Source organism: Sphaerisporangium sp. NPDC049002 (assembly GCF_040649355.1).
Taxonomy (GTDB): Bacteria; Actinomycetota; Actinomycetes; order Streptosporangiales; family Streptosporangiaceae; genus Sphaerisporangium.
Window position 1 is genome coordinate 30959 of sequence record NZ_JBEZFH010000001.1, and the last position, 21287, is coordinate 52245.

Annotated in this window: 19 protein-coding genes; 12 read left to right on the forward strand and 7 right to left on the reverse strand. The window is 69.5% G+C overall.

Going from position 1 to position 21287, the window contains the following annotated elements; genetic code table 11:
- Positions 1 to 2 precede the first annotated feature (2 nt).
- Genes AB0B89_RS00180 through AB0B89_RS00190 form a run of 3 tightly spaced genes read left to right on the forward strand, consistent with a single transcriptional unit; the run spans position 3 to position 5981 of the window.
- The gene (locus AB0B89_RS00180; protein WP_358545811.1) at positions 3 to 1769 is read left to right on the forward strand and encodes a thiamine pyrophosphate-dependent enzyme; all 1767 of its coding nucleotides are present in this window, start codon (positions 3 to 5) and stop codon (positions 1767 to 1769) included.
- Complete coding sequence (locus tag AB0B89_RS00185) at positions 1766 to 4870, forward strand: FAD-binding and (Fe-S)-binding domain-containing protein (protein ID WP_358545813.1); 3105 nt, start codon at positions 1766 to 1768, stop codon at positions 4868 to 4870. Before AB0B89_RS00180 ends, AB0B89_RS00185 begins: the two co-directional genes overlap by 4 nt.
- Positions 4854 to 5981, forward strand: coding sequence for an enolase C-terminal domain-like protein (locus AB0B89_RS00190; RefSeq protein WP_358545816.1), 1128 nt, complete (start codon positions 4854 to 4856; stop codon positions 5979 to 5981). Before AB0B89_RS00185 ends, AB0B89_RS00190 begins: the two co-directional genes overlap by 17 nt.
- Positions 5982 to 6003: 22 nt before the next feature.
- Here the strand turns inward: AB0B89_RS00190 and AB0B89_RS00195 are convergent, their stop codons facing one another.
- The 4 genes from AB0B89_RS00195 to AB0B89_RS00210 all read right to left on the reverse strand — a co-directional run bounded on the left by AB0B89_RS00195 (position 6004) and on the right by AB0B89_RS00210 (position 9528).
- Positions 6004 to 7293 carry an ArsB/NhaD family transporter gene (locus AB0B89_RS00195; RefSeq protein WP_358545819.1) on the reverse strand — a complete coding sequence of 430 codons (1290 nt, stop codon included), beginning with the start codon at positions 7291 to 7293 and terminating at the stop codon, positions 6004 to 6006.
- Positions 7290 to 7733 carry a CBS domain-containing protein gene (locus AB0B89_RS00200; RefSeq protein WP_358545822.1) on the reverse strand — a complete coding sequence of 148 codons (444 nt, stop codon included), beginning with the start codon at positions 7731 to 7733 and terminating at the stop codon, positions 7290 to 7292. Before AB0B89_RS00200 ends, AB0B89_RS00195 begins: the two co-directional genes overlap by 4 nt.
- Positions 7734 to 7931: 198 nt before the next feature.
- Entirely contained in the window at positions 7932 to 8738 is an 807-nt protein-coding gene (locus AB0B89_RS00205) for a class I SAM-dependent methyltransferase (RefSeq protein ID WP_358545824.1), read from the reverse strand.
- Positions 8739 to 8787: 49 nt separating this feature from the next.
- Complete coding sequence (locus AB0B89_RS00210) at positions 8788 to 9528, reverse strand: SDR family NAD(P)-dependent oxidoreductase (protein WP_358545827.1); 741 nt, start codon at positions 9526 to 9528, stop codon at positions 8788 to 8790.
- A 231-nt stretch (positions 9529 to 9759) separates the two neighbouring features.
- Between AB0B89_RS00210 and mshA the strand changes: the two genes are divergently transcribed.
- From mshA to AB0B89_RS00225, 3 genes are all read left to right on the forward strand, one after another.
- Positions 9760 to 10998: a D-inositol-3-phosphate glycosyltransferase gene (mshA, locus tag AB0B89_RS00215; protein WP_358546037.1), complete on the forward strand. Its 1239-nt coding sequence runs from the start codon at positions 9760 to 9762 to the stop codon at positions 10996 to 10998.
- 75 nt (positions 10999 to 11073) lie between these two features.
- Positions 11074 to 11595 carry a YbjN domain-containing protein gene (locus AB0B89_RS00220; RefSeq protein ID WP_358545829.1) on the forward strand — a complete coding sequence of 174 codons (522 nt, stop codon included), beginning with the start codon at positions 11074 to 11076 and terminating at the stop codon, positions 11593 to 11595.
- Between the two features lie 54 nt (positions 11596 to 11649).
- Complete coding sequence (locus AB0B89_RS00225) at positions 11650 to 12393, forward strand: phosphoglyceromutase (RefSeq protein ID WP_358545832.1); 744 nt, start codon at positions 11650 to 11652, stop codon at positions 12391 to 12393.
- 96 nt (positions 12394 to 12489) lie between these two features.
- On the opposite strand, the gene phoU is transcribed toward AB0B89_RS00225, so the two are convergent.
- Positions 12490 to 13146, reverse strand: a complete 657-nt coding sequence (phoU, locus tag AB0B89_RS00230; RefSeq protein WP_358545834.1) for a phosphate signaling complex protein PhoU — start codon at positions 13144 to 13146, stop codon at positions 12490 to 12492.
- Between the two features lie 175 nt (positions 13147 to 13321).
- Here phoU and AB0B89_RS00235 point away from each other — a divergent pair, with 175 nt between their 5' ends.
- Together AB0B89_RS00235 and AB0B89_RS00240 are read left to right on the forward strand one after the other, a co-directional pair.
- Positions 13322 to 14434, forward strand: coding sequence for an ATP-binding protein (locus AB0B89_RS00235; protein ID WP_358546039.1), 1113 nt, complete (start codon positions 13322 to 13324; stop codon positions 14432 to 14434).
- Complete coding sequence (locus AB0B89_RS00240) at positions 14431 to 15120, forward strand: response regulator transcription factor (protein ID WP_358545837.1); 690 nt, start codon at positions 14431 to 14433, stop codon at positions 15118 to 15120. Before AB0B89_RS00235 ends, AB0B89_RS00240 begins: the two co-directional genes overlap by 4 nt.
- A 189-nt stretch (positions 15121 to 15309) precedes the next feature.
- Here AB0B89_RS00240 and AB0B89_RS00245 read toward each other — a convergent pair whose 3' ends face one another.
- The gene (locus AB0B89_RS00245; protein ID WP_358545840.1) at positions 15310 to 15936 is read right to left on the reverse strand and encodes a copper chaperone PCu(A)C; all 627 of its coding nucleotides are present in this window, start codon (positions 15934 to 15936) and stop codon (positions 15310 to 15312) included.
- A 263-nt stretch (positions 15937 to 16199) separates the two neighbouring features.
- On the opposite strand from AB0B89_RS00245, the gene AB0B89_RS00250 reads away from it, so the two are divergent.
- The 3 genes from AB0B89_RS00250 (at position 16200) to AB0B89_RS00260 (ending at position 17668) form a co-directional block, all read left to right on the forward strand.
- A complete protein-coding gene (locus AB0B89_RS00250) occupies positions 16200 to 16682 on the forward strand; it encodes a CarD family transcriptional regulator (protein ID WP_114028347.1) in 483 nt (160 codons plus the stop codon).
- A 17-nt stretch (positions 16683 to 16699) separates the two neighbouring features.
- Positions 16700 to 17200, forward strand: a complete 501-nt coding sequence (ispF, locus tag AB0B89_RS00255; protein ID WP_358545843.1) for a 2-C-methyl-D-erythritol 2,4-cyclodiphosphate synthase — start codon at positions 16700 to 16702, stop codon at positions 17198 to 17200.
- Positions 17201 to 17398: 198 nt separating this feature from the next.
- On the forward strand, positions 17399 to 17668 hold the full coding sequence (locus AB0B89_RS00260; RefSeq protein ID WP_358545845.1) for a GlsB/YeaQ/YmgE family stress response membrane protein: 270 nt from the start codon (positions 17399 to 17401) through the stop codon (positions 17666 to 17668).
- A gap of 174 nt (positions 17669 to 17842) precedes the next feature.
- On the opposite strand, the gene AB0B89_RS00265 is transcribed toward AB0B89_RS00260, so the two are convergent.
- A complete protein-coding gene (locus AB0B89_RS00265) occupies positions 17843 to 19450 on the reverse strand; it encodes a DUF2637 domain-containing protein (protein WP_358545848.1) in 1608 nt (535 codons plus the stop codon).
- Positions 19451 to 19876: 426 nt separating this feature from the next.
- Here AB0B89_RS00265 and cysS point away from each other — a divergent pair, with 426 nt between their 5' ends.
- Positions 19877 to 21274, forward strand: coding sequence for a cysteine--tRNA ligase (gene cysS, locus AB0B89_RS00270; RefSeq protein WP_358545850.1), 1398 nt, complete (start codon positions 19877 to 19879; stop codon positions 21272 to 21274).
- The last annotated feature ends 13 nt before the right edge of the window (positions 21275 to 21287 follow it).

The following is a 21287-nucleotide window of genomic DNA, read 5'->3' on the forward strand; positions in this document are numbered from 1 at the left end:
CGATGACGGAGATCGTAGGCGCGAGCGTTGCCAGAAGGCTGGTGGAGTGGGGAGTCGACACGATCTTCGGTCTTCCGGGCGACGGGATCAACGGCCTGATGGAGGGCTTTCGGCGGGAGCGGGCGAGGCTGCGGTTCGTGCTGGTCCACCATGAGGAGGCGGCGGCGTTCATGGCGACCGGGTACGCCAAGGCGACCGGGCGGCTCGGCGTGTGCGCGGCGACCTCGGGGCCGGGAGCGATCCACCTGCTCAACGGGCTGTACGACGCCAAGCTCGACCACGTCCCTGTGCTCGCGCTGACCGGCATGCAGGAGACCTCGGTGCTCGGAACGTACTACCAGCAGGAGGTCCATCTCGATCGGCTGTACCAGGATCTGGCCGCCTACAACCTGATGGTGACCAATCCCCAGCAGGTGCCCGGGGTGGTCGACCTCGCCGTGCGCGCGGCGCTGACGAAACGGACCGTCGCCCACCTGACCTTCCCCAACGACATCCAGGTGGCGCCCGCCGCCGAGGATCCGTACCGGCACGTCAGCCCGGGAACTCCACCGAGCAGCGTCCCGACCTACTCCAAGCCGCCCCTGCGCCCGGCGGAGGAGGACCTGGACAGAGCCGCCGAGGTGCTCGACCGGGGAGACAAGGTGGCCATGCTCGTGGGCGCCGGCGCGCGGCATGCCCGGCAGGAAGTGCTCGCCGTCGCCGACAGGCTCGGAAGCCCGATCGTGAAGACCCTCCCGGGCAAGGCCGTCGTTCCCGATGACCATCCCCTGACCACCGGTGGGCTGGGGCTGCTCGGCACCCGGCCGAGCGAGGAGCTCATGGAGGAGTGCGACACGCTGCTCATGGTCGGCACCTCGTTCCCCTACGGGAAGTACCTGCCGGAAGCCGGCCGTGTCCGGGTCGTGCAGATCGACAGCGACCCCAGTTTGATCGGCCTCCGGTTGCCCGTCGAGGCGCCCGTGGCGGCCGACGCGAAGCTCGCCCTCCAACGACTGCTCCCGCTCCTCAAAGCGAATCCGGATCGGTCGCTGCTGCGCCGGTACCAGCGCAAGACCGAAGCCTGGCGCGCGGACATGAAAGCGCTGGAGGACCCCTCGCGGCACCCGATCGCCCCGCAGTACCTCATCAGCTGCGTCGACCAGGCCGCCGCGGACGACGCCATCATGACCTGTGACTCCGGCACGATCGCCACCTGGGCGGCCCGGCACTGGATGATACGTGGCGACCGTGAGTTCTACCTGTCGGGCAACCTCGCCACCATGGCGCCCGGCCTGCCCTACGCGATCGGCGTCCAGCACGCCTATCCCGGCCGCCAGGTGATCGCGTTCGTCGGGGACGGCGGCTTCGCCATGCTTATGGCCGAGTTCCTCACCGCCGTGCGCTACGAGTTGCCCATCAAGGTCGTCGTCAACAACAACAACGCCTACGGGCAGATCCTGTGGGAGCAGATCGTGCTCGGTTTCCCCGAGTACTCCGTGCGTCACCACCCTCCCGAGGCCGATTTCTCCGCCTGGGCCAGGGCATGCGGCGCGTACGGGGCCAAGGTGACCGAGCCGGGGGAACTCCCCGAGGCCGTCCGTGGAGCGCTCGCCCACGACGGGCCCGCCCTGGTCGACTGCGACGTCAACCCCAACGAGCCGCCGATGCCAGGAAAGGTCAGCTACGACCAGGCCAAGGCGTTCACCGAGGCCTTCCTGCGAGGTCAGCCGCACAAGGCGACGATCTTGGCCACCGTCGTCCGCGACAAGATCAACGAGCTGCTGTCATGATGGCGATCCGCGATCTCGCGCACCCGGTCACCCGGGCTCGTGAGCCGGTCCGTGAGATCGATCTCACCCGCCTGGAGCGCGACCTGGCCGCCGCCGTCGACGGTGAGGTCCGTTTCGACGACGGGACGCGAGGCGCGTACTCCACCGACGCCTCCAACTACCGGCAGGTGCCGCTCGGTGTCGTGGTCCCCCGCACCGTGGAGGCGGGCGTCGCAGCGGTCGCCGTCTGTCGGCGCCACGACGTGCCGTTGCTCTCCCGAGGCGGCGGCACCAGCCTGGGCGGGCAGTGCACGAACACCGCCGTGGTGATCGACTGGACCAAGTACTGCGACCGGTTGCTGGAGGTCGACCCCGACGACCGGACCTGCCTCGTCGAGCCCGGCATCGTCCTGGACGTGCTCAACGAGCGGCTACGCGCCACCGGCCTGGAATACGGCCCACGGCCGGCCACGCACGACCACTGCACTCTGGGCGGCATGATCGGAAACAACTCCTGCGGGGCGACCGCCCAGCGCGCGGGCAAGGTCGTCGACAACGTCGTCGAGATGGAGGTGCTGCTCTACGACGGCACCCGGATGTGGGTGGGACGTACCACCGAGGAGGAGTACGCCGAGATCCAGCGGAGGGGCGGCCGCCGGGCCGAGATCTACGAGCAGCTCCGCGCGCTCCGTGACGCCTACCTGGAGCCCTTGCGCACCCGCTACCCAAAGATCCCGCGACGGGTCTCCGGGTACAACCTGGACAGCCTGCTCCCGGAGAAGGACTTCCACGTCGCGCAGGCGCTGGTCGGATCGGAAGGCACCCTGGTGGTGGTGCTGCGTGCCCGGCTCAAGCTGCTTCCGGTGGTCAAGGCCAGCACCGTGGTCTTCATCGCCTACCCCGACATCGCCGCCGCCGCTGACGCCGTCCCCTCGATCCTGCCGCATCGGCCGGTGGCTCTCGAAGCCTTCGACGACAAGCTGATCGGCTTCGAACGGAAGAAGCGTCTGAACCCGGAGGCGCTCCCCGAGCTACCCCCGGGCGGCGCGTGGCTGCTCGTGCAGATGGGCGGCGAGGACCGGGCCGGCACCGACAGGGCGGCCGAGGACATGCTGCGTGCCCTGGGCAAGGGACGTGGAGAGCACGGCGTGGGCTTCTTCGACGACCCCGAGCGCGAGCAGGAGATGTGGTCGATACGGGAGTCCGGGCTCGGCGCCACGGCCCGTGTGCCGGGACTTCCCGACACCTGGCCCGGATGGGAGGACTCCGCCGTCGCCCCCGACCGGCTGGGGGACTACCTGCGCGACCTGAAGAAGCTGTTCGAGGAGTACGGTTACCAGCAGGCCTCCCTGTATGGGCATTTCGGGCAAGGGTGCGTGCACACCCGCATCCCGTTCGACCTCCAGACCGCCGGTGGGATCAGCACGTTCCGGTCGTTCATGGAACGGGCCGCCGACCTGGTCGTCTCCTACGGGGGTTCGCTGTCAGGCGAGCACGGCGACGGGCAGGCCCGCGCCGAACTGCTGCCCAAGATGTTCGGCCCCGAACTGATCCGTGCCTTCGGGCAGTTCAAGGCCATCTTCGACCCGGGCAACCGCATGAATCCCGGCAAGGTGAGCGACCCCTACCCCCTCGACGGGTTCCTGCGGCTCGGCGCCGACTACAACCACGGCGATGTGACCACCCACTTCGGCTATCCGGACGACGACGGCAGCTTCGGCCGGGCGGTATCGCGCTGCGTCGGAGTCGGGCTCTGCCGCCGCCACGGTAGCGACGGCGGCGGAGTCATGTGCCCGTCCTACATGGTCACCCGCGAGGAGGAGCACTCCACCCGCGGCCGAGCCCGGCTGCTGTTCGAGATGCTCGACGGCACCTCACGCGGCGGCGCGGTGGGCGGCGGATGGCGCTCACCCGCGGTCCGTGACGCGCTGGACCTTTGCCTGGCCTGCAAGGGTTGCAAGTCCGACTGCCCGGTCAACGTGGACATGGCGACGTACAAGGCGGAGTTCCTCTCCCACCACTACCAGAGGCGGCTACGCCCACGCGCCCACTACTCGATGGGCTGGCTGCCGCTGTGGGCGGTGATCGCCTCGCACGCCCCTCGAACGGTGAACGTTCTGTCCCGCACCCCCGGGCTGGACCGGCTCGCCAAGAAGGCGGCGGGCGTCGACCCGCGGCGGGAGCTGCCGCTGTTCGCGTCGGAGACGTTCCAGGAGTGGTTCCGACGGCGCCGCCCCACGGGCGACGGCTCCCTCGGTGAGGTGGTGCTGTGGCCGGACACCTTCACCAACCACTTCCACACCGGAGTCGCCCAGGCCGCCGTCGAGGTCATCGAGGGTGCGGGATGGCGGGTACGGGTGCCACACCGATCGGTCTGCTGCGGGCTGACGTGGATCTCCACCGGTCAGCTCGGTATGGCCAAGAGGTCGCTGGGCCGCGTCGTCGAGGAGTTGCGGCCCCACATTCGAGCCGGCACCTGGATCGTCGGACTGGAACCCAGCTGCACCGCGGTGTTCCGGAGCGACGCGGTGGAGCTGCTCCCCGACGACATGGACGTCCGGCGGCTCAGCCGGCAGACGCTCACCCTCGCCGAGTTGCTCCACCAGCACACACCAGGCTGGCGACCCCCGCGGGTGCCCCGGGCCGCGCTGGTCCAGACCCACTGCCACCAGCACGCCATCCTTGGATACGACACCGACCGTGCGCTTCTTCGCGACGCCGGGGTGGATGCCGACGTGCTCGACTCCGGTTGCTGCGGGCTGGCGGGTAACTTCGGCTTCGAACAGGGTCACTACGAGGTCTCCGGCGCGTGCGCCGAGCGGGTGCTGCTGCCCGCCGTCCGCGACGCCGACGACACCACCGCCATCCTCGCCGACGGGTTCAGCTGCCGCACCCAGGTCGAGCAGAGCGACGCACGCGGCCGTACCGCCATGCACCTGGCGGAGCTGCTGCGCGCCGGGCTGCATGGTGACATGGGACGATCCCCGCTTCCCGAACGCGAGTACGCGCGCCGGCCGGCGACACCCTCGATGGCCGCCCGGATCGCGGCAGGGGCGGCCGTGTTCGGCCTGTGTGCCGCCGTGGTCGCCACGCTACGACGCAGGCGTGGACCGTCCAGATGAACGTGGCGTCGTACGAGACGACCACATGACGACGCTGCTGGCCGCACGCGCCTACGAGGTCCCCACCGACGAGCCGGAGGCCGACGGCACGCTGAGCTGGTCCAGCACCACGCTCGTCGTCGTACACGCCACCTGCGACGGCACCACAGGACTGGGATGGACCTATGGCCCCGCCGCCACGGCAGCCGTCGTGCGTGAGCTTCTCGCACCGGTCATACGGGACCGGGACCCCGACGACGTCCCCGGCGCCTGGCTCGCGATGCGGCGGCGGCTGCGCAACGCCGGGCGGCCCGGCATCGCCGGCATGGCCCTGTCGGCCGCGGACTGCGCCCTGTGGGACCTCAAGGCCCGCCGCCACGACCTCCCACTGGCCCGGCTGTTGGGAACCGCGCGAACCACCGTGCCCGTCTACGGCAGCGGCGGCTTCACCACCTACACCGCCGAGCGGCAGCACCGGCAGCTCGAACGGTGGACCCATGACGAGGGCATCCCACGGGTCAAGATCAAGATAGGGGAATCCTGGGGCCGGCGCATGGACCGGGATCTGGACAGGATGGCGGCGGCACGCCGGACGATCGGGGACGACGCGGAGCTGTTCGTCGACGCCAACGGCGCCTACACCCGCAAGCAGGCCATACGGCTCATGCGGCAGGCAGACGACCTGGACGTGCGCTGGTTCGAGGAGCCCGTCTCCTCCGACGATCTCCAGGGCCTGGGCATCGTCAGGGACGCCGTTCGCGCCGACGTGGCCGCGGGAGAGTACGGCTACGACCTCACCTACTTCGCCCGGATGGCGCCGTTCGTCGACTGCCAGCAGATCGACGTCACCCGATGCGGCGGGGTGACCGAGTTCATGAGGGCCTCCGCCGTGGCCGCCGCGAACGGCCTTGAGGTCTCCGGCCACTGCGCACCACACCAGCACCTCGCTGTGGCTGCGTCGGTCCCCAACCTTCGCCACCTGGAGTGGTTCCACGACCACGTACGGATCGAGACGATGCTGTTCCATGGAGTATCCACGGCCCGTGGTGGCGCGGCCCAGCCGAACCTGGACTCCCCAGGTAACGGCCTCGCCTTCGACGACACCGCCGCGGAGCGCTTTCGCGTGGACTGACCCCGCCGATGCCGTCTTGACGTCAGAGGTAGCGAAGCCACAGGTAGGGCGTCACCAGCGCCACCGTGACGAAGGTGACGATCAGCCCGTACCTGGTGAACTCCCAGAAGCTGATCGGGGTGCGGTTGCGGGCGGCGATGCCGATGACGACGACGTTGGCCGCCGCGCCCACGGCGGTGGCATTGCCTCCCAGGTCGGCGCCGAAGCCCAGCGCCCACCACAGCACCTGCGCGTGCCCGTTGCCGCCGTTGGCCTGGACGAGGTCGGCGACGATGGGGCTCATCGTGGCCACGTAGGGGATGTTGTCCACGATCCCCGAAAGGCCGGCGGAGGCCCACAGCAGCACCATCGTGGTCACGCCGAGCTGTCCTTGCGTCGCCTCCACGGCCAGTCGCGAGACCTGGCCGATCACCCCGGTCTCCACCAGGGCGCCGACCATGACGAACAGGCCCATGAAGAACACCAGCGTCGGCCACTCCACTTCGGCGATCGCCTGTTCGGTGGTGACCGTGGTGGCCGCCACCAGGATTCCGGCGCCCAGGATGGCCACCACCGACGGCTCGTAGTGCAGCACCGGGTGCAGCACGAAGGCGGCCATCACCAGGGCCAGCACGATCAGGCTCTGCCACAGCAGGCGCCGGTCGGCGATCGCCTCGCGCTCGTCGAGCTGGAGGATCTCCGCGGCGCGGTCGGGGTCGTAGCGGAACGCCTTGCGGAACATCAGCCCGCACAGGCCGATGAACACCACCATCACGATGAGGATCATGGGCGCCATGTGGACGAGGAAGTCGTTGAAGGTCAGCCCACCGCGGCTGGCGATGATGATGTTGGGCGGATCGCCGACCAGGGTGGCGGTGCCACCGATGTTGGACGCCATCGCCTCCGCGATGAGGAACGGCACGACCGGCACCGCGAGCCGTTCGCACACCAGGAATGTGACAGGCGCGATCAGCAGCACAGTGGTGACGTTGTCCAGCAACGCCGAGGCCAGCGCGGTGATGACGACCAGCAGGACCATCAGCCGGTACGGTTTGCCGCGTGCCCGTTTCGCGGCCCAGATGGCCAGGTACTCGAAGACACCCGTCTGCTTCAGTACGCCGACGATCACCATCATGCCCAGCAGCAGGAAGATGACGTTCCAGTCGACCCCGGTCTCCCGCGAGAAGAACGCGGCATCGGCGCCACTGGCGTGGATCAGAAGCATGATCGCGGCACCGCCCAGCGCGGCGGCGACCCGGTGGATCCTCTCGCTGGCGATCAGCGCGTAGGCGCCGAGGAAGACCGCTACCGAGATCCAGGCGAGCGTCGTCATGAGCCGAGCACCCGATCCATGAGCGCCTGCAGGGTGACCGCGCCCAGCAGCCTTCCCTTGTCCACCACCGCCACCAGCGGGCTACGGGTGCGCGCCATCAGCGCGGCGATCTCCAGCACGGTGGCGTCGGGGTCGGTGACGGGGAGCTCCCGTGCGTCGACGGGCAGGGCTTCGGCCACGGTTCGCCCGGCCAGCGAGGTGAGGAAGGCGTCGGCGTGTTTCTCGTCCACCACGCGGGCCAGCGCCGGATCGTCCTGGCAGTAGCCGGGCACCGCCATTCGCAGCACCTGGGTGCCCGGCAGGATGCTGACCGGCAGCCCGTCGTCATCGACCACGATCAGCCCTGGCAGGTCCTGGTCGGCCAGCAGCCTGGCGGCTTCGATCACCGGTGTGCCAAGGGTGACGGAGGGGAAGGCGCTGATCAGATCACGAGCGCGCACGGCAGTCCTTTCAAGATCGACAAAGCGACTGCCGACCAGACTTCCCGGCGCACCTGGACGAAACCTATCAACGACCGTGAAAGATCGGCACAGCGCAGCCAGGTCGAGCAGGAGAGATCTACGCTGTGACTGACAGGTGGATTCCACGCGCGCACGTCGATCTCATCGTCAGACCGGAGGGCCGGACGACCGGAGGCGTCAGCCGGACGGCCGTTCGTCCGGGGCGAGGGACGACCAGGGGAGGGTGATCTCGCCGAGGCGCCAGCGGCGTCTGCCGCCGAGCGGGGGAGTGGTGGCGACCGGCCAGGTGCCGGCCAGTCGTTCCACGGCGGCCATCCAGCGCGGCCGTACACCATAGGCGCCGTACGGCGCGGCCAGGGCCCAGGCGTGGTCGAAGTCCCGGAGGAAGGCGTGGACGCGCTCGCCGGGCACGTTGCGGTGGATGAGAGTCTTGGGCAACCGCTCGGCGAGGTCCGAGGGGCGCTCGAACCCGGCGAGCCGGGCGGACAGGGTGACGGTGCGCGGCCCGCGCCTGTCCAGGGCCACCCACGCGGCCCGGTGGCCGATCTCCGAGCAGGTGCCCTCGACGACCACCCCGTTCTCCGCGACGCCGGATCGCAGCAGGTCCCACGCCTCCCACGCCTGCGCCTCGCCGTACTGCCTGAGCACGTTGAACGCGCGGACGATCAGCGGCCGCCTGCCCACAGGCAGCTCGAAGCCGCCGCGCACGAACGACAGCCCCGGCCTCTCGTACGGCTTCGCCGCCGCGACGCGGACCGGATCGATCTCGATGCCGACCACCTCCACATCGGGGCGGACCCGGCGCAGCCGTACGAAGAGCTCGGACGTGGTGACATGCGAGGCCCCGTACCCGAGGTCGGCCACCAGTGGCCTGTCGGCGGAGACCAGCAGAGGGCCGTACACCGCGGCCGTCCACCGGTCGGAGCGGCGCAGGCGGTTGTGCCCCGTCGTCCCCCGGGTGATCTCGCCGACCGGCCTTCCCATCTTCATGAGGAGGAGATCCGGTGGACCTCGTACCGCTGGATCTTCATGGTCAGGAGATCCGGTGGACCTTGTGCTGCGCGGCCTGGGCGCGCGGGCGGATGACGAGCCGGTCGACGTTCACGTGCGCGGGCCGGGTGACGCACCAGGCGATCGCGTCGGCGACGTCGTCGGCGGTCAGCGGGTTCGGGACGCCCTCGTACACCTTCTCCGCGCGCTCGGCGTCGCCGCGGAAGCGGGTGAGCGAGAACTCCTCGGTGTAGACCATGCCGGGAGCCACCTCGATGATCCGCACGGGCTCCCCGCACAGCTCAAGACGGAGGGTCTCGGTCATGGAGGTCTGGGCGTGCTTGGCCGCGCAGTAGCCTCCGCCGCCCTCGTAGGAGACCAGACCGGCGACCGACGTCAGCATCAGCAGGACGCCGTCCCCGGAGTCGATCAGCTCGGGCAGCAGCGCCCGTGTCATCCGCAGCGAGCCGAGCACGTTGACCTCGTACATGCGCTGCCAGTCGTCCACCAGCCCCTCGGCCACGCTCTCAAGGCCGAACGCCCCGCCCGCGTTGTTGATCAGCACGTCACAGCGGTCGAGCGAGGCGGCCAGCTCGGCGACCGACTCGTCGGAGGTCACATCGAGCGTGACGGGCCGGATCGCGGGGACCTCGGCGGCCAGTTTGTCGAGCCGGTCACGACGCCTGGCCGCGGCCACGACCTCGAAGCCCTCCGCCGCGAGCCGCCGAGCCGTCGCCTCGCCGATGCCGCTGCTCGCGCCCGTCACCACCGCTGTCTTGGTCATGTCTCGTCCTTAAGGTCGCCTCTGGTGCTTCGGTGCCCTGGCGCCCCTGGCCACGCTCGTGGGCCGCCCGGTCGTCATCCTCCCAGCGCGACTGGGTAGGGGTTGCGCCGGGCCACGCGACCACTGTCGGGAATCTCAGGAAGTATCCGACAGTTATAACCCCTCTGGAGGTGGTGTCAGGTGCCGCGAGTGCCTGTCGCACGCCGGATCAACCGGGTGGCGACTATCAGCATGCACACATCCCCGCTGGACCAGCCGGGTACCGGCGACGCGGGCGGCATGAACGTCTATATCGTCGAGGTGGCCAAGCGCCTCGCCGGGCTCGGCGTAGAGGTGGAGATCTTCACCAGGCAGACCGCTCGCGACCTCCCGCAGGCCGTCGAGATCGAGCCGGGCGTGACCGTACGGCACGTCACCGCCGGGCCGTACGAGGAGCTCGACAAGGGCGACCTGCCGGGCCAGCTCTGCGCGTTCCTGTCCGGCGTGCTGCGCACCGAGGCGATGTACGAGCCGGGGCACTATGACGTGATCCACTCGCACTACTGGCTGTCCGGCCAGGTCGGATGGCTGGCCAAGGAGCGCTGGGGCGTGCCGCTGGTGCACACCATGCACACCATGGCCAAGGTCAAGAACCTCCTGCTGGCCCACGGCGACAAGCCCGAGCCGGTGGCGCGCGTGCTGGGCGAGGAACAGGTCGTCGAGGTCGCCGACCGTCTCGTGGCCAACACCGCCGCCGAGGCGCAGGAGCTGATCGATCTCTACAGAGCCCCCTCCGAACGCGTGGCGGTGGTGAATCCCGGGGTCAACCTCCAGGTGTTCCAGCCGGCGTCCAAGGGCGCGGCGCGGCACAGGCTCGGCCTGCCGCAGGACGCCCACATCATGCTGTTCGTCGGACGCATCCAGCCGCTCAAGGCCCCGGACGTCCTGCTCAGGGCGGCGGCCCGCATGGTCGCCCACGACCCCTCGCTGCGGTCCAGGCTGATCGTCGCCTGCGTGGGGGGCCCCAGCGGCAACGGGCTCGCCCGCCCGTCCTACCTCACCGACCTCGCGGCCGCACTCGGCATCTCCGAGCTTCTGCGGCTCGCGCCACCCGCCCCGCAGAACGAGCTGGCCGACTGGTACCGGGCGGCCGACGTCACGGTCGTCCCGTCCCACAACGAGTCCTTCGGCCTTGTGGCACTGGAGTCACAGGCGTGTGGCACCCCTGTCGCGGCGGCCTCGGTGGGCGGGCTCCGCACGGCCGTGAAGGACGGCGTCTCGGGCCTGCTCGTCGACGGGCACGAGCCGCACGTGTGGGCGAAGGCGCTGCGCCAGTTCGTCGACCACCCGACCTGGCGGGACTCGATGGCGGAGGGGGCGCGGGACCACGCCGCGGCCTTCGGCTGGTCGGCCACGGCCGCGCGCCTCATGGAGGTCTACGCCGGCGCCATGACCCGGCTCCACCGGGTGCCGATGGCGGTCAACCTCTAGCCGGCTCCACCTTGTGGTGCCATCACACTGATACACAGGGTTTAGCCGGATCGGAACGCGGGAGTGTGCACTGGTATGGATCACGAGGCGGTCGTCGAGTCCGCGCTCAAGGCGGCGGAGATCACCTATGAGCGCCCGCGTCCGGGTTCGTTCCTGGTGAAGCTGCCTGGTGGGCACAAGCTGGCCACCATGACCTGGCTGACCATCTCCGACCAGGCGCTGCACGTCGAGGCGTTCTTCTGCCGTCAGCCCGACGAGAACCACGTGGCGTTCTACCGCTGGCTGCTGTCCAAGAACGGCTCGATGTACGGGGTTCACTTCGCGCTCGACTCGGTCGGCGACGTCCACCTGGTCGGGCACCTGCCCCTGGCGGCGGTCTCGGACGAGGAGATCGACCGGCTGCTCGGCTGCGTGCTGACCTACGCGGACGAATGGTTCGACCGGGCCCTGGAGCTGGGATTCGCCTCGTCCATCCGGCGCGAGTGGGACTGGCGGGTCAAGCGGGGAGAGTCGCTCGCCAACCTGCGCGCGTTCGAAGGCATCGTCGAACGCAACAGGCCGACGGCTGAAACACAGCAGCCGAGGGCTGAGAGCTGACGCAGGACGCCGAAGGCTGGGTGACCGCGCCGGGCCCGCCCTTAAGCTTGGCGCATGGCTACTTTGGTGCTATTGCGGCATGGCGAGAGTGAGTGGAACGCGAAGGGCCTGTTCACCGGGTGGGTCGACGTCACGCTCTCGGCCACGGGTGAGGAAGAGGCGCGGCGCGGCGGCAGACTGCTGGTCGACGCGGGGGTGCGGCCCGATGTGGTGCACACCTCGGTCCTGAGCCGGGCGATCCAGACCGCGAACCTCGCGCTCGGCGCGGCCGATCTGCTGTGGCTGCCGGTCACGAGGTCCTGGAGACTCAACGAGCGCCACTACGGCGCCCTCCAGGGGAAGAACAAGGCCCAGACCCGCGAGGAGTTCGGCGACGAGCAGTTCGCCCTGTGGCGGCGCTCGTACGACACCCCGCCCCCGCCCCTCGCCGACGACGACGAGTTCTCGCAGGTGGGGGACGCGCGGTATGGCACGCTGCCGTCCGAGCTGATGCCCCGCACCGAGTGCCTCAAGGACGTCGTCCACCGCATGCTGCCCTACTGGTACGACAGCATCGTCCCCGACCTCGCGGCGGGACGCACCACGCTGGTGGTGGCCCACGGCAACTCCCTGCGCGCACTGGTCAAGCACCTCGACGGCATCGGCGACGAGGAGATCGCCAAGCTGAACATCCCGACCGGCATCCCACTCCGGTACGAGCTGGACGCCGACTTCCGGCCCCTCAAGCCCGGCGGCGAGTACCTCGACCCCGAGGCCGCCAAGGCCGCCATCGAGGCCGTGGCGAACCAGGGCAAGTAGCCACCCCCACATAGACGGAGGAGGCCCCGGACCGCTGAGGTCCGGGGCTCTCTCATGCGCCTGGGCGCCTTGGTGGTCAGGACGTGGCGTGCCCGGTCAGGAGGCGGTGCCGCTCTCGCGGCTGCCGGTGACGAGGTAGACCACGTCACGGGCGACGCGGACGGCGTGGTCGGCGTACCGCTCGTAGTAGCGGCCGGTGAGGGTGATGTCGATCGCCGGCTCGATGCCGTACGCCCAGTCCTTCGACAGCAGCACGCGGAACAGCCTGCGGTGGAGCCTGTCCATCGCGTCGTCGTCGTCGTCCAGCTCCTTGGCCAGCTCGACGTCGTGCGTGGCGATGCAGCTGCCGGTCTTGGTGATCAGGCGCTCGGCGATCTGACCCATCTCAAGGATCGTGTCGCGCACCTCCGGCGGGATCGCCGAGTCGGGGTGGCGCATCCGCGCGATCTTCGCCACGTGCTCGGCGAGGTCGCCCATGCGCTCCAGGTCGCCGCCCATACGGAGGGCGGTGATGGCGATGCGCAGGTCCACGGCGACGGGCTGCTGCGTGGCCAGCAGCTCGAAAATGGAGGTCTCGATCTCCGCGTAGAGCCGGTTGACCTCCTCGTCCTGGGAGATCACACTCTCGGCGAGCTGGAGGTCGGCGTCCAGCAGTGCGGTGGTGGCCCTCGATATGGCCGAGCGGACCAGGCTGGTCATCTCCACCAGCCGATCGGTGAGAGCGTTGAGTTCTTCGTGGAAGGCGTCGCGCATGCGGCTCACGCTACGCGCGCGTTCGTGAACGAACTTCGTCCAATAGATGAACTCTCCAGGAAAGGGGCCTCTGTGAGGTCCTGGCCAGCGAAGAAGGCCGCCTACCATCGAAAGCGTGAGTGAGATCCTGACGAGCCTGGCCGCTCTGGCGGGGTTTGTCGTCGGGGCTATCGCGATGGTGGCGGTGCGCCCGAAGGACAAACGTCGCACCGAGATCGTGGAGAACTCCGACACCGTCTTGCCCCAGGGGGTGGCGTCGGTGCTGGCCGTGCTGCCATCCTCCGCCGTCGTCCTCGGCCGCGACGACAAGGTGCTGCGGGCCAGCTCGGCCGCCCGTGCCTTCGGACTGGTCAAGGGCGATCATCTTATGGCCGCCGAGCTCCTCGCCCTCGCCCGCCAGGTCCGCAGGGACGGTGAGATCCGCGAGAGCGAGTTCGAGGTCGCGGGCCACAAGTTCGGCCTTGAGACCACCACGTTCGCCGTCCGGGTCGCGCCTCTCGGCACCCACGGCCAGGTGCTGGTCCTCGCCGAGGACCAGACCGAGCGCCGCCGCGTCGAGGCCGTACGCCGTGACTTCGTCGCCAACGTCAGCCACGAGCTGAAGACGCCGGTCGGGGCACTGAGCCTGCTGGCAGAGACCATCCAGGACGCGGCGGAGGACCCCGTGGCGGTCACCCGGTTCGCCGGCCGCATGCAGCACGAGGCGGCTCGCCTGACCTACCTCGTCCAAGACCTGATCACGCTGTCCCGCATCCAGGGCGGCGAGCCCATCCCCACGCCCGGCTGCGTGCCGGTCGACGAGGTGCTCCACGAGGCCATCGACCGGTGCAACACCAAGGCCTCCGCCAAGGACATAGCCCTGGTCGCGGGCGGCACCGAGGGCCTGCGCGTGTGGGGCGACGACGAGCTCCTCGTGACCGCGCTGCGCAACCTGATCGACAACGCCGTCGCCTACAGCCCTGAGAGCACCCGCGTCGTGGTGAGCGCGAGGCCCGCCGGCGAGGTCGTCGAGGTGAGCGTCAGCGATCAGGGCATCGGCATCCCCGAGAGCTCCCAGGAACGCATCTTCGAACGGTTCTTCCGCGTCGACGCCGCCCGGTCGCGGGCCACCGGCGGCACGGGTCTCGGCCTCGCCATCGTCAAGCACGTCGCCGTCGCGCACGGCGGCGAGGTGACGGTCTGGAGCAAGGAAGGCTCGGGCTCCACCTTCACCCTTCGTCTGCCGGCCTTCGGCGGCACGGCGATAGCCGTACCAAGCACATCGAACTCTCTGGAGGCCGCGAAGTGACCCGCGTGCTCGTCGTCGAGGACGAGGAGTCGTTCTCAGACGCCCTGTCCTACATGCTTCGCAAGGAGGGGTTCGAGGTCGCGGTCGCGGCCACCGGCCCCGAAGCGCTCGACACCTTCGACCGAAGCGGCGCCGACCTGGTGCTTCTCGACCTGATGCTCCCCGGCCTCCCGGGTACGGAGGTCTGCCGCTCGCTGCGGCAGCGCTCCAAGGTTCCCGTGATCATGCTCACCGCCAAGGACAGCGAGATCGACAAGGTGGTCGGCCTGGAGCTCGGGGCCGACGACTACGTCACCAAGCCGTTCTCCTCGCGTGAGCTGGTCGCACGCATCCGCGCGGTGCTGCGCAGGCATGGCGACGCCGAGGAGATCGAGCAGGCCGTCCTCGCCGCGGGCCCCGTCCGCATGGACGTCGACCGCCACATCGTCGCCGTACGGGGCCGGCAGGTGCAGCTCCCGCTCAAGGAGTTCGAGCTGCTTGAGGTGCTGCTCCGCAACGCGGGCAGGGTGCTGACGCGTGGCCAGCTGATCGACCGCGTGTGGGGGGCCGACTACGTCGGCGACACCAAGACCCTGGACGTCCACGTCAAGCGTCTGCGGGCGAAGGTCGAGGCCGACCCGTCCAACCCGCGCTGCATCCTCACTGTGCGGGGCCTCGGCTACAAGTTCGACCCCGCAGAGGGGTGACCCCGGTCGTGCCGTGGATCGGTCCCTCCCGGGGCTGAGCCGCAGTGAGAAAGGCCCGGTTGATGTACGGACGTACATCAACCGGGCCTTTCTCGCTTGTATGGGCTCCTAGGCACTTCTGGGGGCTTTTGGCCGTCTACGGGCCTTTCGCCGTTTGAGTGCCTTTAGGCGCCTCTTGCCTTGGGTGCCTCAACCGTTCGCCGACGGAGTCGCGCTCGGGGCGGGCGTGCCCGGGGAGGTCTCCGGAGCCGGGGTGGCGGACGGGACCGCGCTGGGGGCGGGCGACAGGCTGCTGAACTCGCGGCTGCGCGTGATCACGGGGATCGTCATGTTGATGTCGCCGGCGTTGGCGAACTTCAGGGTCACGGAGATGCTCTCGCCACCGAGGAGCGGCTTCTGGGTGCCCTCCAGGATGACCGTGGAGGTGGGCCTGCCGGTGTTGACCAGCTTGCCGGGGGGCAGTGCGATCGCCCCTGCCGTCTTGACCGAGGCGGCGCTCTGGTCGGCCACCGCCACCCCCTCGAGGGAGTCGGCCGTGGTGCCGTAGTTCACCATGGACAGGTAGAGCGGGATGGAGCCTCCCGCCGCGATCTTGGCACCCGAGTCCGGGCCGAGGAGGAACGCCTGAGGGATCTTGATGCCGTTCCTGCCGTAGGTCTTCGCGGTGTCGTTGCCGTCAATCAGCACGTGGGCCTCAGTCGGGGCGTACGCATTGCTGGTGTTCGCATCGGCTCCCGCGCCACACGCCGCCAGCGCCGGGGCGGCTGCGAGCAGCGCGGTGACGGCGATCACCCTGCGACGGCTGGTGCTGGTCACAGTTCGAGGTCTCCTTGATACACATGGGCATGGCCAGAAGCAACCTTATCCGTGCGCCGCACCCCTCTCCGAGGCGGGCGGGTGCGAGCGCGAACGCGGCCAGCATCGCAGGTCACCGGGTATGTCAGGACTTAGGATTCATACAGTCGGGCGGTTGTCAAGTCCCAAATCGAGGCTTTGACCTGCAGTTATGTTGATTTCACTGTTCCGGGAGGGGACTGGCGCGTGGTATCCTGGAGTACAGCGGAAGGGGTACTTGTCACATGACTTTCCAGGTCGGCGACACTGTCGTCTACCCCCACCACGGGGCTGCTCGGATCGAAGCCATCACGACCCGCACGATAAAGGGCGAAGACAGAACCTATCTGGTGCTGAAGGTCGACAAGGGCGACCTTACCGTTCAGGTGCCGGCGGAGAACGCCGAGCTCGTCGGCGTGCGTGACGTTGTAGGCCAGGAAGGCCTAGAGCGTGTCTTCGATGTCTTGCGCATGCCACACACCGAAGAGCCCACCAACTGGTCCCGCCGCTACAAGGCCAACCTCGAGAAGCTGGCGTCCGGCGACGTCAACAAGGTGGCCGAAGTGGTGCGCGACCTTTGGCGGCGCGACAAGGAGCGGGGCTTGTCCGCGGGCGAGAAGCGCATGCTCGCGAAGGCCAGGCAGATACTGGTCAGTGAGCTCGCGCTCGCGGAGAAGACCAACGAGGACAAGGCCGAGGCCCTTCTCGACGAGGTTCTCAACTCCTGAACACGAAACATCCAAGGGTGGGCGTCGGAGTCGACGTCCACCCTTTCGCATCCGGCCGTGACCTTCACCTCGCCGGCCTTCACTGGCCCGGCGAGACGGGGCTCGCGGGTCATTCCGACGGCGACGCCGCCGCCCACGCGTGCTGTGACGCCCTGCTCTCGGCCGCGGGGCTCGGCGACCTCGGAGGGCTCTTCGGCACCGCCGACCCGCGATGGGCGGGCGCGTCGGGCGTGACCCTTCTTGAGGAGGCCGCACGTCATGTGCGCGCGGCCGGCTTCGAGATCGGCAACATCGCCGTGCAGGTCATCGGCAACCGCCCCGAGCTGTCGCCCCGCCGCGCCGAGGCCGAGAGGGCGCTGAGCGCGGTCGTCGGCGCGCCGGTCAGCGTCAGCGCCACCACGACCGACGGGCTCGGGCTCACCGGGCGCGGAGAGGGCGTCGCGGCCATCGCGAACGCGATCGTCTTCGAAGGTTCTCCGGAATCATCGCCAACCGTCGGGCCCGCCGGCACGTCCTAAGAGCGGGATCCCGAACGGCGGGCGGGTCGAACTGCTCGCGAATCAGAGGGCGGTGCCCCGGCAACCGGCGCGGTGCACGGGACGCCGTCCTCTTTTTACCCTGCTGAGCAGGGATTTTTTACTTTCTAGGATTAGAGCCCCGAATCCGGGTAGCCACCTTTTCAGCGTGAAGGTGCAACCCTCAAGGGGAGGCTCAATATGTCCATTCAAACCATCCTCGGCGCGATCGTCATCGGTGCCATCATCGGCGCCCTCGGACGGCTCATCCTTCCGGGTCGGCAGCCCATCGGGTGGATCCTCACCATCGTCGTCGGTATCGTCGCCGCCCTGATCGGTACCGCGCTCGCCCAGGTGCTGGGCGTCGCGACCACCAACGGCATCGACTGGATCGAGCTCGTCATGCAGGTGGTTCTGGCCGTCGTCGGTGTCGGCATCGTGGCCGGTCTCCGCGGCCGCACCAGGGTCTGACCCTCGGCGGAGTCCACCACACGGTGACCTTCGCCGACGTTCGAACCGCCGGATGTGATCTCTCGGCCGTCAGGCCCTGAAACACGGCGGTCACCCGCACGGTGCCCGACTCCGCCGGCACCTTCAAAGATCCGCCCGATCCCCCCGATCGGGCGGATCTTCGGCGTTCCCGGCCTACTCCTCGGGGGGTAGCGGGGTGCTGCGCATCCGGACGGACGGCGGTGCCGCGGGCGCTTCCCCGTACGGCTGCCGCCGCGCCCGCGGGGCCTCCTCCTCGTCGGCGCAGCCGGCGTCGTGGGCCGGGTCGGGACCGGCGCCGGCCTCCTGCCGCGCCTCAGAGGGCATCGGAGCGGCGTCCTCACGCAGATGGGGGTAGGGCTGGGTGTTCGCCGCCGGCGAGTCCTCAGCGCCGTCTGAGACCTCCGTGGCCGGCCGCTCAGCCGGTTCGTCGGTGATCTGCGGGTACGGCTGCGTGTCGCCTGGCTCGCGATCACGCGTCGGCTTGGGGAGCGGATGGACCAGCACGTCGCCGGTGGAGGGACGTACGAGGTCTCCCCAGCGGAGCGGCATGTCGGGGTCTCGCTCCGGTCGCGGGGACGGTCTGGTCCGCGCCCGGGGCTTCGGCACCAGCCGCTGCTCCGGCTCCGGCTCGGGAACCGCGTGCTCCTGCTCCGGCGCGCCGTGTCCCTGGTCCGGTACCCCGTGCTCCTGCTGCGCGGCGTGTGCGTGCTCTTGGGCGGCGTGGTCCTCTTCCGGACTCATAGGGCCCGGTTCCCCACTTATAGGGCCTGGTTCCGGACTCATAGGGCCCGGCTGGGGCACGGTCGCTTCGGGATCGGGGACGCCGCCCGCGTCAGGGGAGACACCGCTTCCTTCTCGCGAGGAACCCGTCTCTTTGTGGGAGGCGCCGGTCTCATGGGGGCTCGTAGCCTGCCTGGGGGCCGGAACCGCGCGCGTGGGCACGCGCTGGGGCTCGGGCTCGCCCGCCTCACCGTCCCTGTCCTGGCGCGGCAGAGGCGGCAGCTCGTCCACGGGAGGGGTCTCCGGAGCGGGCGTCGGCGGCACCACCGGAGCGATCTCGGGCTCGGGCGTGTACAGCGCCTCCAGATGCGGCGCGAAGTCCCGCTCCAGGGCGGGGGCGTGGCCCGTCATGAGCGGAGGAGCCAGGTCGGGGTCACGTTCCTCGTGCCCGAAGGGGACGATGTCCGTCCGTACCGCACGCTCATGGACGTCCGTGGCTTCGTGCTCGGGGATGTCGGCCGCCTCGTGCTCCGTGACGCCGGCCGCCGAAGGGCGGGACTGGCCGCTCCTCGCCGGGAGCAGGAACAGCCACAGCCCGAGGACCAGCATCACCCAGGGGACCACGGCGACGGCCACAGTGGCCTGCCGGACGCCGACGGTGACGCCCGTGGCGATCACGACGTTGGCCGCGGCGGCCGCCACGATCAGCAGGGTGAGGACCAGAGCGGCCTGCAGCTTCAGGAGCAGCCGGGCGGGACGCAGCAGGAGCACGCTGATCAGCGCGATCGCGAGCAGCGCGTCGAAGCCGGCCGGGTAGAGATAGGACAGGTCTGAACGTGCCCCTCCTGTCACGGCGAGGGCCCGCAGCGCGTCGAAGGAGAGCACACAGGCGGCACCGGCCAGCGCGGCGACCGCGAGGCCCGCGACGGCGGTCCCCACGCGGCGCAGCACCAAGGCCGTTCCGGTCGGCTGGGCGGGAACGGGCGGAGGCGCGGTCCGGCGGGAGGACTGGCCTGCCGCCAAGGGGGGAGTGACGTCCATGGCGCTTCGAGCCTACAGAATCGGCGCTGCCGTAACCGGCGCGGACCGCGACGCCACGCGGCAGCAGATCAGAATGAAACCCAACCCGACCCCTTCGCGTAGGCCCGTCACGGCAAGGCGACTGACGAGCGAGGGGTCTGGTGGCGGAGTGAACAATGAGGCCCTGGTGACCGAAGTGCCTTCGGTCATCCCCTCGGGGATCCGGATTTTCGTAAGAGCCGGCGCGTTCCGCGAATCTATCGCTGAGGCTAGGGGCAAAGTAGGGCGTACCAGCCCAAATGATCTCGGACAAGGTGCTCTATTAGGGAGAAGGCGGTCAGTCCTTCCGGCCTCGCGGAAAGGCCTCAGGATTCACATTCGTTTTGCGGGCCTGTGAGGTCGGGCAACCAGTCCTGCCACGGCGTGCGAGGCATTAGCCTTGCGTTCGTGAGTCTGCGCCTATATGACACCAGCACCCGTGCGGTCCGCGACTTCGTCCCCATCCACCCGGGCCGGGTCTCGATCTACCTGTGCGGCGCCACTGTCCAGGCTCCACCGCATATCGGGCACATCCGCTCAGGTGTCAACTTCGACGTCCTGCGCCGATGGCTGATGCGGTCCGACTACGACGTGTCGTTCTGCCGCAACGTGACCGACCTCGACGACAAGATCATCCGAGTCGCGGGTGAAGAGGGCGTGCCGTGGTTCGTCGTCGCCGAGCGCAACCAGCGGGCGTTCACGTGGGCGTATGACATGCTCGGCTGCCTGCCGCCCACGGTCGAGCCGAGGGCGATGGGCCACATCCCCGAGATGATCGAGCTGATCCACCGGCTGATCGACAAGGGCCACGCGTACGCCACGGGCGGCGACGTCTACTTCGACGTCATGTCCTACGCCGAGCGTTACGGCAGGCTCTCCAACCAGCGTCCCGAGAACATGCGCGCGGCGGCCGACACCGACACCGACTCGGCCAAGCGCGACGCCCGTGACTTCGCGCTGTGGAAGGGCGCCAAGCCCGGCGAGCCGACCTGGGCGACCCCGTGGGGCCCCGGCCGTCCCGGCTGGCACCTTGAGTGCTCCGCCATGGCCACCAAGTACCTCGGCGAGACCTTCGACATCCATGGCGGCGGTGTCGACCTGATCTTCCCGCACCACGAGAACGAGGTCGCCCAGTCGCAGGCGGCCGGTGACGGCTTCGCGCGCTACTGGCTGCACAACGGCATGCTCAAGATCGGCGCCGAGAAGATGAGCAAGTCCCTCGGCAACTCCCTGCTGGTCCCGGCGATGCTGGGCAAGGTCCGCGCCGTCGAGCTCCGCTACTACCTGGTGGCCGCCCACTACCGTTCCTCGATCGACTACTCCGACGAGGCGCTGGCCGAGGCCGCCACCGGCTACCAGCGCATCGAGGGCTTCGTCACCCGGGCCGCCGAGGTGATCCACGACGTCGACGCGGCGGCGCCGCTGCCGCAGGCGTTCGTGGACGCCATGGACGACGACCTCGGGGTGCCGCAGGCGCTCGCCGTGGTCCACGAGGTCGTCCGCGAGGGCAACGTCGCCCTCGCCCACGGCAACAAGGAGCAGGTCGCACGACTTCTCGCCGAGACCCAGAACATGCTCGACGTGCTCGGTCTCGACCCCCGGGCACCGCAGTGGCGCGAGGGAAGGGCCGACAGCGGCCTCCGTGACACGGTGGACGCCCTGGTCAAGGTGGCTCTGGAGCAGCGTCAGGCCGCCCGCGCCCGCAAGGACTACGCCGCGGCCGACGCGATCCGCGACCAGCTCGCCGCGGCGGGCGTGATGGTCGAAGACACCCCCCAGGGCGCTCGATGGGAATTGGCCCGCTGATCGCGCCGGTAGG